At 58.8% G+C, this 16,447-nt stretch carries 14 protein-coding genes and 1 tRNA gene; 9 read left to right on the plus strand and 6 right to left on the minus strand.

From position 1 onward, the window contains the following. Positions 1-24: 24 nt before the first annotated feature. Positions 25-333 (minus strand): hypothetical protein, encoded by a 309-nt coding sequence (locus tag LKE65_RS12155; RefSeq protein ID WP_095349006.1) that lies wholly within the window; start codon positions 331-333, stop codon positions 25-27. 245 nt (positions 334-578) lie between these two features. Here LKE65_RS12155 and argH point away from each other — a divergent pair, with 245 nt between their 5' ends. From argH to LKE65_RS12180, 5 genes are all read left to right on the plus strand, one after another. After that, positions 579-2,027, plus strand: a complete 1,449-nt coding sequence (gene argH, locus LKE65_RS12160; RefSeq protein WP_278741502.1) for an argininosuccinate lyase — start codon at positions 579-581, stop codon at positions 2,025-2,027. Between the two features lie 4 nt (positions 2,028-2,031). Beyond that, entirely contained in the window at positions 2,032-2,172 is a 141-nt protein-coding gene (locus LKE65_RS12165; protein WP_198943861.1) for a hypothetical protein, read from the plus strand. A gap of 114 nt (positions 2,173-2,286) precedes the next feature. Beyond that, positions 2,287-3,630 (plus strand): diaminopimelate decarboxylase, encoded by a 1,344-nt coding sequence (gene lysA / locus LKE65_RS12170; RefSeq protein WP_278741504.1) that lies wholly within the window; start codon positions 2,287-2,289, stop codon positions 3,628-3,630. 3 nt (positions 3,631-3,633) lie between these two features. Continuing rightward, positions 3,634-6,429, plus strand: a complete 2,796-nt coding sequence (locus LKE65_RS12175) for a DUF4175 domain-containing protein (RefSeq protein ID WP_278741506.1) — start codon at positions 3,634-3,636, stop codon at positions 6,427-6,429. A 213-nt stretch (positions 6,430-6,642) separates the two neighbouring features. Then, complete coding sequence (locus LKE65_RS12180) at positions 6,643-7,626, plus strand: zinc-dependent alcohol dehydrogenase family protein (protein ID WP_278741507.1); 984 nt, start codon at positions 6,643-6,645, stop codon at positions 7,624-7,626. Here the strand turns inward: LKE65_RS12180 and LKE65_RS12185 are convergent. Then, positions 7,623-7,943: an ArsR/SmtB family transcription factor gene (locus tag LKE65_RS12185; protein ID WP_278741509.1), complete on the minus strand. Its 321-nt coding sequence runs from the start codon at positions 7,941-7,943 to the stop codon at positions 7,623-7,625. The two genes, LKE65_RS12180 and LKE65_RS12185, sit on opposite strands and share 4 nt — an antisense overlap. Before the next feature lie 100 nt (positions 7,944-8,043). Between LKE65_RS12185 and LKE65_RS12190 the strand changes: the two genes are divergently transcribed. Further along, positions 8,044-9,135, plus strand: a complete 1,092-nt coding sequence (locus tag LKE65_RS12190) for an NADH:flavin oxidoreductase/NADH oxidase (protein ID WP_086645323.1) — start codon at positions 8,044-8,046, stop codon at positions 9,133-9,135. Between the two features lie 124 nt (positions 9,136-9,259). On the opposite strand, the gene panB is transcribed toward LKE65_RS12190, so the two are convergent. Beyond that, positions 9,260-10,078: a 3-methyl-2-oxobutanoate hydroxymethyltransferase gene (gene panB / locus LKE65_RS12195; RefSeq protein ID WP_179290095.1), complete on the minus strand. Its 819-nt coding sequence runs from the start codon at positions 10,076-10,078 to the stop codon at positions 9,260-9,262. 214 nt (positions 10,079-10,292) lie between these two features. On the opposite strand from panB, the gene LKE65_RS12200 reads away from it, so the two are divergent. Both LKE65_RS12200 and LKE65_RS12205 read left to right on the plus strand, forming a co-directional pair. Next, a tRNA-Tyr gene (locus tag LKE65_RS12200) sits at positions 10,293-10,378 on the plus strand. Between the two features lie 492 nt (positions 10,379-10,870). Beyond that, positions 10,871-12,352: a hypothetical protein gene (locus tag LKE65_RS12205; protein ID WP_278741511.1), complete on the plus strand. Its 1,482-nt coding sequence runs from the start codon at positions 10,871-10,873 to the stop codon at positions 12,350-12,352. Between the two features lie 174 nt (positions 12,353-12,526). On the opposite strand, the gene LKE65_RS12210 is transcribed toward LKE65_RS12205, so the two are convergent. The 3 genes from LKE65_RS12210 to LKE65_RS12220 are packed head-to-tail and all read right to left on the minus strand — an operon-like array spanning position 12,527 to position 15,337. Continuing rightward, entirely contained in the window at positions 12,527-13,414 is an 888-nt protein-coding gene (locus tag LKE65_RS12210) for an S-methyl-5'-thioadenosine phosphorylase (RefSeq protein WP_165925075.1), read from the minus strand. Continuing rightward, positions 13,401-14,162: a cytochrome c1 gene (locus tag LKE65_RS12215; RefSeq protein WP_278741513.1), complete on the minus strand. Its 762-nt coding sequence runs from the start codon at positions 14,160-14,162 to the stop codon at positions 13,401-13,403. Before LKE65_RS12215 ends, LKE65_RS12210 begins: the two co-directional genes overlap by 14 nt. Continuing rightward, the gene (locus tag LKE65_RS12220) at positions 14,159-15,337 is read right to left on the minus strand and encodes a cytochrome b (RefSeq protein WP_278741515.1); all 1,179 of its coding nucleotides are present in this window, start codon (positions 15,335-15,337) and stop codon (positions 14,159-14,161) included. The genes LKE65_RS12215 and LKE65_RS12220 overlap by 4 nt, the downstream gene beginning before the upstream one ends. A gap of 168 nt (positions 15,338-15,505) precedes the next feature. On the opposite strand from LKE65_RS12220, the gene hemF reads away from it, so the two are divergent. Next, on the plus strand, positions 15,506-16,420 hold the full coding sequence (hemF, locus tag LKE65_RS12225) for an oxygen-dependent coproporphyrinogen oxidase (protein ID WP_095349017.1): 915 nt from the start codon (positions 15,506-15,508) through the stop codon (positions 16,418-16,420). Positions 16,421-16,447 lie beyond the last annotated feature (27 nt).

Raw genomic sequence — 16,447 nt, forward strand, 5'->3', positions numbered from 1 at the left:
TCCCCCAAGGCCCGAAAAAACGCCTTACTGAGCGGAGGAGACAATAACGGCGGCCAGATCGGCCTCGGCCCGGACGCGACCTGCATCCTCACCGCCCAGACCTTCCGCATCCAGACCGCTGCCATCCAGATCATAGACCAGATAGGCGGGGTCTGTGCCGTCCAGCGATTCTTCACCGCCTTCACTGTAGCTGCGGGCAGCCACGTAGTCCGGCCCACGCATCTTTTCTTCCAGCCGACGCACGGCTGCAATCGGGTTTTCTGCCTTGATCACCTCGAGCAGCACGTTTGCACCCGGGTCGATCACTCCAAAAGTTGTCAGTTCGTGAGCCATGGTCTTTTCCTGAACCCTTTGTAATTTACACACTTTATAAGCAGAGAAATAAGCATGCAGCCAGCCCTGTAAACACCGCCTGCCCCATAAAAAACCTGCCCACACCGCAGCACTGGCATGATCTGGCGCAAGGATGACGGTTTGCGCAGCGCGGCATGCGCCGGTAGGATGGGCTTTGCATTCAGCCTGCTCCGGTATTATGGCTGCGGCTCCACGCTACATGTAAACGAACAGGTCAGCCAACCATGTCTTTGAAGAACCAGCCCCCGGCCCAGACAGCCACCACAGCCAATGCCAATGTGCAGTGGGGCGGACGATTTGCGGGTGGACCTTCGGACATCATGCAGGCCATCAACGCTTCCATCAGCTTTGATAAAGCCTTGTGGAAGCAGGATATTGCAGGCTCTCTGGCCCATGCGGCCATGCTTGCGCATGTGGGCATCATCTCCAAGGATGACGAGACGGCAATCCGCAAGGGACTGACCGAAATTGGCGCGGAAATTGCCGCGGGCGACTTCGCCTTTTCCGAAGCGCTGGAAGATATTCACATGAATATCGAAGCCCGCCTGTCTGAACGGGTGGGGGAAGCTGGCAAGCGCCTGCACACCGCCCGCTCCCGCAATGACCAGGTGGCCACCGACTTCCGCCTGTGGGTGCGTGACGCCATAGACGGGCTGGACCTGCAGGTGGCCTCGCTCATGCGCGCACTGGCACAGCGGGCACAGGAACACGCGGCAGACCCCATGCCCGGCTTTACACATCTGCAAACCGCACAGCCGGTCACCTTTGGCCACCACCTTATGGCTTACGTGGAAATGCTGGCCCGTGACCGGGGCCGTCTGGCCGACACACGCCGCCGCCTGAACGAATGCCCGCTGGGCTCGGCTGCCCTTGCAGGCACGTCCTTCCCCATTGACCGGGCCATGACGGCCGAACTCCTGCATTTTGACCGCCCGACCGCCAATTCGCTCGATGCGGTTTCGGACCGGGATTTTGCGCTGGAATACCTGTCTGCACTGTCCATTCTGGCCATGCACCTCTCCCGCATGGCAGAGGAAATCGTGATCTGGTGTTCCTCCCCCTTCTCCTTCATCCGGCTGTCGGACGCGTTTACAACCGGCTCTTCCATCATGCCGCAAAAGCGCAACCCGGATGCAGCCGAGCTGGTTCGCGCCAAAACAGGCCGCATTAACGGCAGCCTGATCGGGCTGCTGACGGTCATGAAAGGTCTGCCACTGGCCTATGCCAAGGACATGCAGGAAGACAAGGAACCGGTTTTTGCCGCAACCGATGCAGCCGCCCTGTGCCTTGCCGCATGCGATGGCATGGTGCGCGACATGACCGCCAACACCCAGCAGATGCGCGCTCTGGCTGGTTCGGGCTATTCCACTGCAACCGATATTGCAGACTGGCTGGTACGGGTGCTCAAGGTGCCGTTCCGCACCGCCCACCACGTAACTGGCCGCCTTGTGGCCCGCGCAGAAGCCCAGAATATTGGCCTTGCAGAACTCACTCTGGCGGAAATGCAGGCCGAAGAGCCGGGCATTACGCAGGATATTTATTCTGTCCTGAGTGTTGATGCCTCCATAGCCTCGCGCACAAGCCTTGGCGGAACCGCTGCATCCAACGTTATGGCGCAGGCCACCCGCTGGCTGGATGCACTGGCAGGCACCCCCACCACCACAAAAGGTTGAGCATATGCCCCTCCGCCTGTTCATGGGCCTGTTTTTGGCAACCGCCCTGTGCCTGCCACTGGCCGCCTGTGGCAAAAAGGGGCCTAATCAGGCTCCGGGTCCGCGCAACAAGATTACCTACCCCCTCGTCTATCCACCGGACTGAGCGCAGCCCGCCGTAACAGGCCAGCCCCCGTGCGGCACCACACGGGCTCTGGCCTGCCGTGCAGTGCGCTCACCCATGCTTCCGCCCTTTTTTGTCCAAGGCCCAGTTCGTTTCATGGCTGATTCACCCGCCTATACCGATGCAGACCCCTCGCTGGCTGAACTGCTGGCAACCCACCCGCACCTGAGCACAGACCCCTTGTGTGGGCTGATGTTTGAGGGCGTCCCCCTGAACGCCATAGCCGATGCGGTTGGCACCCCATGCTGGGTGCTGGGTGCTGGCACACTGCGCCAGCGCCTTGCCCGCATGCGTACGGCCATGGCGGATGCGGGGCTGGATGTCAGCATCCATTACGCGGTCAAGGCGAATGACCACCTCTCCGTCCTGTCCCTTATCGGGCAGGAAGGGTATGGGGCGGATATTGTCAGCGGGGGCGAACTTGCACGCACACAAAAAGCGGGCATTGCGGCGCAGCGAGTAGTTTTTTCCGGCGTAGGCAAGACCGATGCGGAGCTGGACTATGCCATTGGTCTGGGCATTGGCCAGATTAACGTGGAAAGTGCGGAAGAGCTGGCCATTATCTCGGCCATTGCAACGCGCCTTGGCAAACAGGCCACCATCACGCTGCGCATCAACCCCGATGTGGATGCCAAAACCCACGCCAAGATCACCACCGGGCTGGCCGCCAACAAGTTTGGCATTCCGTTTGATAATGCTGCGGCTTTGTATGCCCACGCCTTTACCCTGCCGGGCATCAAACCCGTTGGGTTTGCAACCCATATTGGCAGCCAGATCCTCTCCACCGCGCCATACCATGCTGCCTATGCCCGCGTGGCCGAACTGGTGCGCACCGTGCGTGCCAGTGGCCTGAGCGTAGAAGCCGTGGACTGCGGTGGTGGGCTTGGCATCAGCTACCGCAACGAGGTGGAGGGCCAGCCGGAAGCTCTGGCAGGCGCCATCCGGGCCGAACTGGGCGGGCTTGGCCTGCGGCTGAGCATAGAGCCGGGGCGCTGGCCCATTGGCCCCGCAGGTGTGCTGCTGAGCAGCGTTATCCTGCGCAAGGAGGAAGGGCTCCCCAGCCCGTTCCTTGTGCTTGACGCCGCCATGAACGACATGGTCCGCCCCAGCATGTATGATGCATGGCATGGCCTTGTCCCCCTTGCGCCACAGGCCTTCAGCCAGCCTGTCGCACCTACGCATGTTGTTGGCCCGGTCTGCGAAAGTGGTGACACGTTTGCGCGCGACCGCCTGCTGCCCCCTCTTGACCGTGCATCCCGTATAGCCATTCTGGACACGGGCGCTTATGGTGCGGTCATGAGTTCCACCTACAACAGCCGCCCTCTGGCCGCGCAGGTTCTGGTAGAAAACGGTCAATGGACAGTTATACGCCGCCGGCAGACACTGGAAGAACTGTGGCAGGATGAAGCCATGCCAGCTCCCCCGAACGGAAAAGCCTGACGCATGCGCGGTCTGAAGCAGGATCTGACCGCATCAACCGCGCAGGACGGCACACTGGCGGCCCGTCTGGCCCATGTGCGCCGTAATGCGGCCCTTGTTTTGCACATTGAGCAGCTCTGGCCTGCCCTCCAGCCGACCGTAGCCATGCTGGGGGTTTACACACTGGCGGGCCTGCTCCGCCTGCCCCAGCACCTGCCTGATGGGCTGCGCCTTGTCAGTGTGGCAGGCTGGCTGAGCCTGTGTGGCTGGCGGCTCCATACCGATCTGGGCCGCCTGCGCCCCACCACGCCGGAGGAAATTGACCGCCGGATCGAGCAGTCATCCGGCCTGCGCAACCGCCCCCTAGCAAGCCTGACAGATACCCCGGCACCACTCCCCCACGCCAGCAATACGCTCCTGTGGCAGGCCCACCGGCAGCGGCTTCTGGCCTCCCTTGGCCGGTTGCGGGCTGGCTGGCCCGACCTTGCGCCCAAAGGCCGCGCGCACCAGCTTGCGGCTGCGGGGCTGGTGCTGGCTCTTGGCGTGGCCGGCGGAGTTGCCGGGTCCTCGGCTCCGGGGCGTATTCTGGCCGCTTTTATTCCCGGCCGGGATGACCCGGACGTGCCCCTCCCCCACATAGATGCGTGGATTACTCCCCCCGCCTATGCCCCGGACGCCCCGGTTTTTTTAAGCCCGAACCGCCCCGCCCCCCAGATGCAGGAAGGTGCCCGACTTACCGTTATTGTTAACGGTATGGCCTCGCACCCCGTGTTGCAAGGCACACACGGCATGGTGGTACAGGACGCAAAACGCCAGAAGCTGGCCCCCCATAGCTGGAAGCTGGAAGCCACGCTGACCCATAGCGGTCTGCTTAGGCTAACCGGCCGGGGGCGCACTCTTGCCAGCTGGTCCATGACCATTCTGCCCGACCTGGCCCCACAGGTTGCCTGGGGCCCATCCCCCGGAACTCCCGGTAAGGGGGACTGGCATACCCGCCTGCCCTACACGGCCAGCCACGCCTATGGCCTGTCAGATATGCAGGTAGTGCTACACGCTGCCCACCCTGCCAAAGGAGCCAACCCCAAGCGGGAACTGAGTATTCCCCTGCCTTTAACCGGCCACCCCAAATCGGTTAAAAATGTGCTTGTCCCTGACCTGTCGGAAGACCCATGGGCCGGGCAGGACGTGACGGGGCAGATTGTGGCAACCGCTACCAGCGGGCATCAGGGGCAGAGCGAACCTGCCACATTCAAACTCGGGAGCAGGGTTTTCCACTCCCCCATTGCCCGCGCCATTCTGGACGTACGCAGGCGTTTTGCGCTGGAACAGGAAAAACGTGAAGATACGGCGCAGGATCTGGAAGCACTGGGGGAGGCCCCCGGCCCTGTACGGGAGCATACGGGCATGTTCCTCAACCTGACCAGCATTGTAGCCCTGCTGGAAAATGCCGACATAGACACCCAGACCGCCCGCACCAGCGCCACCAACCTGCTATGGGATCTGGCGCTGGACATAGAAGACCGGCGCACAGGCGATAATGCCAGTGCTCAGGCCTCGATTGATGTGCGGGCCGCACAGGCCGATGTTGCCCAGAAGCTGGCGGACATGAAGCGCAATGGCACCCACAACCAGCAGGCACAGGAAGAGCTGGAACAGAGCTTAAAAGCGCTACAGGACGCCATTGCCCGCAAAATGCAGGCTCTGGCCGATAACGCCCTGCGCAACCATACAGCCATCCCTGACCTGCCCGGTTTTTCCGCAGCGGGGAATAAAGCGTTCGATCGGCTGATGAAGCAGTTGCGCGCCGATGCCGCCAATGGCCGCTCGGGCGATGCCATGCAACGCCTGCAGGAAATGGAAAACGCAACCGAGCGCATGCGCAATGCCACACCGCAGGACCTTGCCGCTCTGGCCCAGCAACTCCAGGCCCAGCAGAAAGCGCGTGAGCAGGCCGCCGCCCTGCATGACCTGACAACCAAGGAATCCAGCCTGCTGGACCATGCCCAGTCCCGGCTGGATGAACATGTGCGTGCCCTTTCCCAACAACAGAGCGATCTGGCGGATGATGGGGATGGAGAAGCCGCAGAATACGCCAACCTGCCGACATCGGAACTCCTGCGCAGGCTTGGGCTTTCCTCCCCACCCAATATGGGTGGAGGCAGCACAGGCCAGCAGCCTTCCTCCGGCAATACCCAGCCCCTGGCTGGCCTGCCAGACCCGGCCAAGGCCGAAGCACAGGCCAGCGCACGCCGCACCGAACGTGCAACCCAGCATGCGCTTGAACAGGCATTGAGCGAGCTTAAAGATGAGTTCAAGGAGCTCACCGGCAAAACCCCCGATGCATTTGAACAGGCCCGCAAGAGCATGGCTACGGCCCGCAAGGCGCTGGCTGATGGGGATGATGCCGCAGCCGCCAGTGCTGAGGAAAAAGCACTCGAAGCCCTGCGCCAGAGCCGCAAGCAGATGCAGGATAGCATGAAGGGCAATGGCCAGAACACAACGCCCAGCTTTTTGCCCTCCTTTGGGGGGAGTGGCGATGGATCATCCGGCTCAGGCAATGCGGGAGAGAGCGGGAATGGCCAGCCCTCCGATACTGCGGGCGAAGGTGGGGACGATGAAAACACAACAGGCAAAGACCCCCTAGGCCGTAAGGAAGGCGAAGGGGCGGACCAGAATACGGACGACAGCACCCATATTCCCGACACGGTAGCCCGCCAGCGCGCGCGTGAGATTGAGCAGGAACTCCGCCGCCGCGATTCAGACCGAACCCGCCCGCAACAGGAACTGGAGTATCTGGACCGTCTGCTCAAACCGTTCTGAGCAGGCGGGGCGGAACCCTGCACCAATCTCTGCCGCCCGCGCCGGTGCCCAACGGCTGGTTATGCCCCTATAGGGACCCCGCAATGCACAGGCCCCGCCTACCCGTGCCAAAAGCCGCGTTGCACATAATGGAAAAGAACCGCCACAATGCGGCATAACGGATGGGCACAGGGTGCCAGTTGCAAACCCGCTGCCCCATAAGGGAGAGCCTTCATGTTCGCCATGCGTCTGCACAGCCCGCGCACCCCGCTGCAATGGGAGGAACTACCCGACCCGACCCCCGGCCCGGGCCAGATTCGGGTTAAGGTGCTGGCCTGCGGTGTGTGCCGGACCGACCTGCATGTGGTGGATGGAGACCTGCCCCACCCCAAACTGCCCGTAACCCCGGGGCACGAAATTATTGGCCGGGTTGACCTGCTGGGCAGTGGCGTAACCTCCCTTACGGTTGGCCAGCGCGTAGGTATTCCCTGGCTGGGCCATACCTGCGGGCACTGCTCCTATTGCGCAACAGACCATGAAAACCTGTGTGACCACCCCATTTTTACCGGCTACACGCGCGATGGCGGCTACGCCACAATGGCCGTGGCCGATGCACATTTTGCATTCCCCATGGGGGAGGAAGGCTCGGACGTCTCCCTCGCCCCCCTGCTCTGCGCAGGGCTGATCGGGTGGCGCTCACTTGGCAAAACGGGCAATGCCCAGAAAGTTGGGCTGTATGGCTTTGGGGCAGCAGCCCATATTATTGCGCAGGTGCTGGTGTGGCAAAAGCGCGAGGTTTATGCCTTTACCCGCCCCAATGACACCAAAACCCAGGAATTTGCCCGCTCGCTCGGCGTAAAATGGGCTGGTGGGTCGGACGCACTCCCCCCCGAGCAACTGGATGCAGCCATTATTTTTGCCCCTGATGGGGCTCTGGTCCCCGCAGCCCTTAAAACCCTGCGCAAAGGCGGGCGTGTCGTGTGCGCCGGGATTCATATGAGTGAAATCCCCGCTTTTTCCTACGACACGTTATGGGAAGAGCGCGATATTGTCTCTGTTGCCAACCTGACGCGTGAGGACGGGCTGGAATTTCTTTCCCTCGCGCCCAAAATTGGTATCCACACCACCACCACGACCTACGCGCTCAAGGACGCCAACAAAGCACTGGATGATTTGCGCCATGGCCGGTTTGATGGCGCTGCCGTGCTGGTGCCCTAGGCGGGCACGTCCTCCACGCTGGCAGCCGCCAGAATAGCCGCCAGCAGACCGGGAAAACGGCTTTCCAGCTCCTGCTCACGCAGGGAGTTCATGTGGGTAACCCCCACCACTTCAGTCCGGATAAGCCCGGCTTTGCGCAGGACGGCAAAGTGGTGGGAGACGGAAGATTTTGGCCGCCCATCCTGCAACGGGGCGCAGGGCTGGGGCTGACAGGCCGCAAGCTTGCGCACCACCGTCAGCCGGAACGGGTCGGACAGGGCGTAAAGCAGGCAGGACAACTGCATATCCTGCGCCAATGGATGGTCATACTGCTTCATGACAACTGTTTGACCTACCTCTTCCCTTGCTTTGCCCGTTAGTTCGATTATAGTCGAACTAACGGGGCTATGATGCCCCTTTGTAACAGGAGCACGGTTCATGCCAACGCTTTTCGACCCTTATACCCTCAAAGGCAGCACATTACGCAACCGCATTGCTGTTGGCCCCATGTGCCAGTATCAGGCGCAGGACGGCATGCCCAACGACTGGCACAGTGTGCATTATGCCTCGCTCGCCCGCGGTGGAGCCGGGCTTGTTACGCTTGAAGCCACCGCTGTTTCTCCCGAAGGGCGGATTACCCCCAACTGCCTTGGCTTGTGGAATGATGCGCAGGCACAGGCCTATGCTCCTATTGTTGCCAGTATCCGCAAAACCGGGGCTACGCCGGGCATCCAGATCGCCCATGCAGGGCGCAAGGCCAGCGCCAATGTGCCATGGGAAGGGGATGACCATATTGCCGCCACCGACCCGCGCGGCTGGCAGCCCATTGGCCCCTCCCCCGTTGCTTTTGGTGCCAACCTGCCTCGCGCACCGCATGAAATGACCCTTGAGGACATTGAACGCGTTAAAAACGACTTTGTCGCAGCTGCAATACGTGCGCGTGACGTAGGTTTTGAATGGCTGATGCTGCATTTTGCCCATGGCTATCTGGCGCAGAGCTTCTGGTCCACGCATTCCAACAAGCGTACGGACCAGTATGGTGGCTCGGCAGAAAACCGGGGCCGCTTCCTGCTGGAAACACTGGCAGCCGTGCGTGCCGTCTGGCCCGAAGACCGCCCGCTGATTGCCCGTTTTGGCGTAATTGAATTTGATGGCAACGATGCGCAGACGCTGGAAGAATCCATTGCTCTCGTACGCAGGATGAAAGAGCACGGGCTGGACTTTATTGATGTCAGCATAGGCTTTTCCACCCCCGAAGCCACCATTCCGTGGGGAGCCGGGTTTATGACCCCCATAGCCCATAAAGTACGGCAGGAGGCGGGTTTGCCTGTCACCACATCATGGTACATCAGCGAAGGCCGTCAGGCTGATGCCCTGATCCGTAACGAGATTGTGGATGTTGCCACAATCGGCCGCCCTCTGCTGGCCAACCCGCACTGGCCGCACGAGGCAGCGCGTATTCTGCACGCCAAGGACGCAAAAACCATTCTGCCGCCGTCCTATGCATGGTGGCTCTCACGCTACCAGTAACGCGGTTACTGGTCATACTACCCCGCACAGGTTACGCGCCTGTGCGGGCATACCGCATGCGGCCTGCACAGAACGCGCAAAGCTTGCCTGCACACCCCTTACCCAAAAACGAATCGTATGGGCTCTAGTCTGCCTTGGGCATGCCCACACATTCCGCCGGACCGGGGAATGTGCGCGTACGCACGGCATGGGCGTAATCAGCCACAGCGCGGTCCACTTCCTGCCCCAGATTGGCAAATTTACGCACAAAACGTGGGGTAAAGTCGGGGAACAGGCCCAGCATGTCCTCCGCAACCAGAATCTGCCCATCGCACTGGGGCGATGCGCCTATGCCTATGGTCAGAATCCCCAAAGCTTCGGTTATGGCGCGCGAGAGTGGTTCCATTGTACTCTCGATCACCACGGCAAAGGCTCCGGCTTTTTCCACCGCCAGCGCATCGGCCATAACCTGTTCGGCCTCGCTCCCGCGCCCAACGGTACGAAACCCCCCATGTGCATGCACGGCCTGCGGTTTAAGCCCGATATGCCCGATAACCGGAATCCCCCGCTGGACCAGAAACTCTATGGTCGGGGCCATTTCCTGCCCCCCTTCAAGCTTGATGCAACCGGCCCCGGTTCTGGCCATAATATCCGCCGCAACGCGGAACGCCTGCTGTGGGCTTTCCTGATAACTGCCAAAAGGCATATCCACGGCTACGCAGGCCTTCTGGCTACCACGCACAACCGCCTGACCGTGGGCAATCATCATCTCCACGCTTACGGCCAGTGTGGAGTCCATGCCGTACACCACCATGCCCAGCGAATCCCCTACCAGAAGCAGGTCGCAATGCGGGTCCAGCAACCGGGCCATGGGGGTTGTGTACGCAGTCAGGGCCACTACGGGCGTATCCAGCGCTGCCAGAGAACGGGGCGTGTACCGCCGCACTGTTTGGTGTTTGCTCAAGACCTTTACTCCCCGTCACACTTGGATACCCAGAACCGGATGCAGCTTTTCCCCGAACCCCTGCATATGTCCAGCCCAATGCTTATAAATCTTTTGCCAATTCCAACCGGCCATAAAGCCGCATAAAGCCCCCTAACCCACCACAGGCAAAGAATAGTTACCTAAAGCCATTGACAACCCCGGGAACAGGCTTTAGGTCAGTGCTCAACAAGTCGGAGGGGTGCCCGAGTGGCTAAAGGGGGCGGACTGTAAATCCGCTGGCGTACGCCTACGTTGGTTCGAATCCAACCCCCTCCACCATGTTTTCCATAAATTCAAAACCTCATGTGCCTTGCAATGTTTTTACAACTGCATGCTCGGTCTTTATGCATGGTTTTTGTGGCTTGAAAGCCTTGCCTGTATTCCAAGCCGCACCCTCCTATGCCTTTGGACATCAAGGTGATTGCCCTACCTTTTGAGGTAATCAGGCCATGCCTGGAACCGGCAGTTCTGCCGCGCATCATCCAGCCTAATTGGCCCGCGCATTTTACTGATTCGGGCACACAAAAAAACATATCTGAAAATCACAAAATGCCTGATTAAACCGTAACTGGTCCTTTCAATATTTTGAAAATATTAAGACTTACTTTTGTAAAAACCGGCCTTGCATACAGTCCCATATGAGGAACCGGTCCTATTTTTACACAAATAAAAAAGCGTCAATTAACGCATGTACCAACCAGAACAATACAATGGGCTGTTTGGGCTACCCTGCTTGGCATTGCTGTTTACGCACTGGCTTTTGCATTACCTGTGCTTATTCGCCGGCTGGCATTTAATGGGGTTCTGGAACACTCAGAAGCAACAACTTTCTACTTCAGCGGTTTATTGCGTGAGAAATATCCTCTTTACCAATACACCCATTCCCCTGCCGCGTTTTATCAGACCAGCTCAATATATAACCCACTTTATCACCTGTATTTACGAGCCTTCCCCGAAGCCTGGATTGCCAATCTTTCCGCCTTACGCATTCTATCTTTTGTGCCGCCATTTTTACTATCGGCTGTGCTGGTTGAAGCTTCCATCCGCCGGATACTCGGCCTTAACTGGGTAGGTCTGCTCTGGTCTTTGCTCTTCCTCGCATTGTACCCAATGTATGCCTGGATCGACCTCTCCCGGCCTGATGCTATTTTCATGCTGAGCATCATTTTTGTACTCTTCACGTGCAGCCTGAAAGATAGCGGATTTTTAAAGTTTATTCTCGTCGGGCTCTCAATCTGCGTGTGTTTTCTCGTCAAACAAACCGGATTACTTTTAATTGGCATTCCGCTGGTTATGGCGGTTTACGAACGTAAATATCTTATTTCATTCGCAGTTGCTCTTAGCTCCATTATCCTTTCCGTTGCCCTGTTACAGTGGACATACGGACCGGCATACTGGCACTGGGCTTTTACCATTCCCCGCACAGACCCCTATTCCCTGAACCAGAGCATTCTGCTTGTTGCGCAATATACCGGCGATGTTGTTATTTCCCTTCTCGCTCCGTTCCTGCTGCTTTCTCAAAAACATTTGCCCAACAACAGAACACTGCGTGACATTGCGCCCCTCCTCCTGACATGTGGCGCAGCATTTGGCCTTGCTTTTGTTTCAGGCGGAAAATGTGGTGGCTGGATTGCGGATTTTGTTATCTACATGGAGATCTCGGCCATTGTTCTGGCAATACTCCTGCGAGAGGCTCTGCGCAGCTTACACATAAATATTTTACTATCCGGCCTTGCTGTAAGCCTTGGCGTTCTTTTTTCCATCTCAATTCTGGAAGCGCGCGACATGCGCCACAACCTGAAACCAGCACGGAATGAGACGGATCAGATCGAACTGGTACAAATGGTACATCACATCAAAGGGGATGTATGGACCACAACATGGCCAATTATTGATTACCTTGCAGGAAAAACAATTAAATCCCCCTTACAAATTATCTGTCAGGCATGGTTCGGCGTTTGCAACACTCCCTCAAATATAAGAGCAGATTATCTGGATCCAAAAATCTGGAATCCTATTACAGAAAAACATATTGAGGCTGTTTTTATGCCAGATAATCTGTTCGTTCCTACTTTGGAAGCAATTCTAAAACAGAAATATATTTACTGCCTTTCTTTAAAAAACCATTTGAAAATCAAGTATTTTTATGGTGGGCAGATGTTCTGGCCATCAGAGGTCTGGGTCGCATCACAGACAACATGCGATGACCTGCGCGCAACCTTCGGGTATGCGGCGCAACCTGCACAAAACTGACAACACCCCAGCACCACCCGCCGTTGGTTTATTCCAACCAGCACGCGGCACACCGTAGGTGCCACGCAGCAATACACAGGCATTAACAGGCGACAAACAAAACAGGCAGGCCAACCGGCCTGCCTGTTTTTTACACCCTGCATCAACGCCGCAGGCTGTTACGTGCTTTGTATTTTAGATCACGCGGCCCGCAATGCTTTTGAGCTTGCCCATCAGTTCGGGGTCACGCGCATCGGGAGCTGTAATCAGCGCATATTCCAATGCACGGTCACAACCTGCACTGCACAGACCACGCTTTTTACCACCCAGTGCGGGAATAACCGCCTTGACCAGCGCTTTGGCCTTGGCGGAATTGGCCTGCATGGTTTTAACAACGCTTTCCACCGTCACGTTATCATGCTCGGTGTGCCAGCAGTCATAATCGGTCACCATGGCGACCGTGGCGTAGCAGATTTCTGCCTCACGGGCCAGGCTGGCTTCTGGCATGTTGGTCATGCCAATAACCGAGCAGCCCCATGTGCGATAAAGTTCGCTCTCCGCACGGGTGGAAAACTGCGGGCCTTCCATAACCAGATACGTACCCTTGCGCGTAGCCTCAATACCCAGCCTGTCGGCCTCGGCTTTGAGCACATCGCCCACGCGGTTGCACAGCGGATCCGCCATGGAAATATGGGCAACACACCCCGTATCAAAAAAGCTTTTGTCGCGCGCAATCGTGCGGTCAATAAACTGGTCGATAATCACAAACCGGCCCGGCGGCAGTTCTTCCTTGAGCGAGCCAACGGCGGAGAGAGAGACAATATCGGTCACGCCAGATATTTTAAGCGCTGCAATATTGGCCTTGTAGTTCAGGCGTGAGGGCGGAATGGGGTGGCCACGGCCATGGCGGGGCAGAAACACGCATTTTACGCCATCCAGCCGCCCGAATAAAAGCTGGTCGGAAGGCATGCCCCACGGGGTTTCCACCGTGCGCCATTCCTTGTCTTCCAGACCATCAATATCATACAGGCCAGACCCGCCAACAAGACCGATAACGGGTTCTACAACTTCATTTTCTGACATCAGACCAGATTCTCCGGTTTAAAATCGCAAACAGCACGGCAAGAAAGCACAGATACAGCCCCGCTCCCACACCCAACCTGCGCCGCTGGTCCAGATGGGGGGCAGAAACCCAGGCAAGGAAGGTTGTTACGTCCCGTGCTTCGGCCTGCACATCGGGCACTGTGCCATCTGCGTATTTGACCTCGTTGCCATGCAACGGGGGGGGCATGGCCGTAAAGTGGCCAATGGCATAAGGGTTGGAAAAACCACGCCCGATCAGGCGCACAGGCTGCGGACCGTACCCGACCAGCAGGCCATACAACCTGTCCGGCCCGCCGGGATAAACCTGAAGAATGCGGGAAAGATCAGGCGGCACCACACCCTGATTAGCCACCATAGCCGCCTCTGGCCCTGCGTAAGGGGATGGCAGGGCATCATCCGGGCGGGCAGCGCGGTGCCTGAGCCGCCCTTCCGCATCCAGCCCATCGGGCACCTGCCAGCTTGCAGCCAGTGCAACGACCTCCGCAGTTTGCAGGCCCATTCCTTCAAAATCGGAAAAATGAAGCTGCGACAGGCTATGGCAGGAAGCACAGGAGCCCGCAAAAACCGCGTAACCACGCTGGACCGCAGCCAGGTCAAAATGCCCCAGCGCACCTGTAAAAGACCATTGCTGCCGCGCGGCTGGAGCAGGCCCGCGCGCAGGTTGCGCCAATGCACTACACGCCCAAAGCAGACCAGCCCCAATAGCCACACACCGCCGGACCATCATACCCTGCCCCTCCGCCACACACGACCGGCAAGGGGCAGATAGAGCAGAAAATACGCGTAGTACCCCACCATACCCAGCCGGGCCACCAGCATCCACACTCCCTGCATGTGGTGCAGGCCTGCGCAGGCCACTGCCACGGCAGAGCAGACAAGCAGACCCATAGCCCCCATCCGCACGACCACGGGTGCGCTGTGGGCGGCATCCGTTGCACGGTCCAGCCAGGGGACGGCAAACAGAACAGCCACCGCTCCGCCAGAAAGCAGCAGCCCCCCCAGCTTGAACGGCACAGCCTGCATCATTCCGTAAAAGGGCAGAAAATACCATTCCGGCTCAATATCGGCCGGGGTGTGCAGCGGATTGGCCGGGCGGTAATTGGCGGGTTCGACTATAAGCTCCGGCCAGAAACACAGCACCCCGACAAAGGCAAGCGCAACCAGCACAATGGCCAGCATATCCCGCACCGTAAAATAGGGGTGAAAAGGCAAAACCCCCGTTGCCGCAGTTGGGCGGGCAGATGGGCTGGAACTCCCCCGCGCATGCACATGGGCAATATGCCCCAACACCACCCCTACAATCAGGAATGCCAGCCCAAAATGCAGGGCAAACATGCGGTGCAGCGTGGGTGTGCCGGGGGAATCCCCCCCCAGAAAAACACCTTCCAGCCACCCACCGGCAAAGGGGAGTGCTCCTACCGCCTTACCCGCAACATCCGCCCCCCAGTAGGACATCTGCCCCCAGGGCAGCACATACCCTGCAAAGGCCGTAACCATAACCATGACCAGCAGAGCGCACCCGCTCAGCCACACCGCACGGCGTGGCGGCAGGTAGGAGCGGTAGTACAGCCCCCGCAACAGGTGCACATACAGGGCCAGCATAAAAAAAGAAGCGCCGGTCATGTGTATGGCGCGTAGCAGCCAACCTGCTGGCATGCGCCGCTCTATGCCTTCAACCGAGCCAAAGGCCAGCCCCGCATCGGGCGTATAAACCAGCGTAAGGGTAAGCCCGGTAAGCAGCATAAGGGCCAGTATGGCGCACAGGACTGCCCCTATGGTCCACAGCCAGTTCAGGTCCGCAGGGAGCGGCAGGCGGCCATACGCCTTGACCCACGCGCTCAACTGATCCTGCGTTGCAGGCTCCGCGCCCTGTCCGTTATGGCAGACTGGTTTGCCAGCCATTGCACTTCTCCCCCACGCCCCACCACATTCGGGCGGGCTCAGGTTCCCGTTTAACGATGAACCGGATGATCTTGCAATGACCGGCCCTAAGGCGCACCCCTTGAAAAAATGCCCTAAGCCGATTCTCTGCTTGCCGGGCAGCAGACCAGTATGGAAAGAGCTTTACACATGACGCCGACAAAGCCTGCCTCCGTTCCCTCGCATGACAAGCTCAAGGACGCGGCACGTGCATGGTTTGAAACTCTGCGTAACCAGATATGCACAGCCTTTGAAACCATTGAGGCAGACGCCGCCGCACAGAACAGCCCGGTACTTCCCGGCCACGAACAGCCCTCCCGCTTTGAACGCAAAAGCTGGAACCGCCTGAATGAAGACGGAACCCCCGGCGGCGGCGGCGTGATGAGCCTGATGCGTGGCCGGGTTTTTGAAAAAGTGGGGGTCAATGTCTCCACCGTGGAGGGAACATTCCCCCCCGACTTTGCGGCCACCATTCCCGGCGCGACCGAAAACCCGCATTTTTTTGCAACCGGCATCAGCCTTGTTGCCCATATGTGCAACCCGCTGGTCCCTGCCGCTCACTTTAACACCCGCATGATCATTACAACGCAGGGCTGGTTTGGGGGTGGGGGCGATATTACCCCCATGTTCCCCGCCAGCGCCGAAGCGCAGGACGATGCCGCCACCTTCCATGATGCGTTTGCCAAAGCATGCAATGCGCACGACCCGGAGTATTACCCACGCTTCAAGGCATGGTGTGACAAATACTTCTACCTTCCCCACCGCAACGAACCACGTGGCCTTGGCGGTATTTTTTATGACCGGCTGGACAGCGGCAATGCGGAAGAGGACTTTGCCTTTACCAAAGATGTCGGCCTTGCTTTTCTGGATGCCTACCCGCGCATTATCCGTGGTCGGATGATGGAACCCTGGACCCCCGAACAGCGCGATGCCCAGCTTGTGCGCCGTGGCCGTTACGTGGAATTCAACCTGCTGCATGACCGGGGCACGCTGTTCGGGCTTAAAACCGGCGGCAACACGGAAGCCATTCTGATGAGCATGCCACCAGAGGTTAAATGGCCGTAATAAAATGGCCGTGTTTCTGCCTTTAAT

The organism is Acetobacter fabarum (genome assembly GCF_022483405.1).
Taxonomy (GTDB): domain Bacteria; phylum Pseudomonadota; class Alphaproteobacteria; order Acetobacterales; family Acetobacteraceae; genus Acetobacter; species Acetobacter fabarum.